Annotated in this window: 1 protein-coding gene and 1 pseudogene; both read right to left on the reverse strand. The window is 67.4% G+C overall.

Annotated elements, in window-relative coordinates; genetic code table 11:
• On the reverse strand, nt 1–199 hold a 199-nt coding region (locus tag M3I54_RS44715), incomplete at its 3' end, for a helix-turn-helix domain-containing protein (RefSeq protein ID WP_254346791.1).
• 55 nt (nt 200–254) lie between these two features.
• A pseudogene (locus M3I54_RS44720) lies at nt 255–503 on the reverse strand (ISNCY family transposase); the annotation flags it as partial.

Raw genomic sequence — 503 nt, forward strand, 5'->3', positions numbered from 1 at the left:
CCAGGCCTTCGTCGAGCTTGCGGTTACCTGGCAGACCGCGTCGGCCCGAGGCCACGCCAGACGGCCCGTGCTCCCGGTACCGGATCACCAGCCGTTCGATCTGACGTACTGTCAGACCCAGCCGTTCGGCGGCACGGCCGGGCTTGAGGCCCGTCTCAACGACGGCCTGTATAACCTTCAGTCTGTCCAGTTCGCGCATGCTCAAACTCACCAGCGTCGTGTCCGGCTTCATGGCAGGCCCCGCAGCGGGTGCAGCAGGCCGGCGCCCGGTCCTCGAACCAGCGGTGGTCGCTGCCGTCGATCTGCACCAGCTCGCCGAAACATGCACGCCGTGCGCGCGGCTGGTAGACCTTCGGTGGACGCTGTTTGCGCGGCACCCACAGGCCGGCCTGGGTCATCAGTTGGCGCACCGTTTCCTTGCACAGCCGGATGCCGTGGCATTCGTCCAGCTTCTCGCGGGCCAGCGTCGGCCCGAAATCGGCGTAGCGCTCGCGGATGATCAT

The organism is Paraburkholderia sp. CNPSo 3274 (assembly GCF_024206475.1).
Classification (GTDB): Bacteria; Pseudomonadota; Gammaproteobacteria; order Burkholderiales; family Burkholderiaceae; genus Paraburkholderia.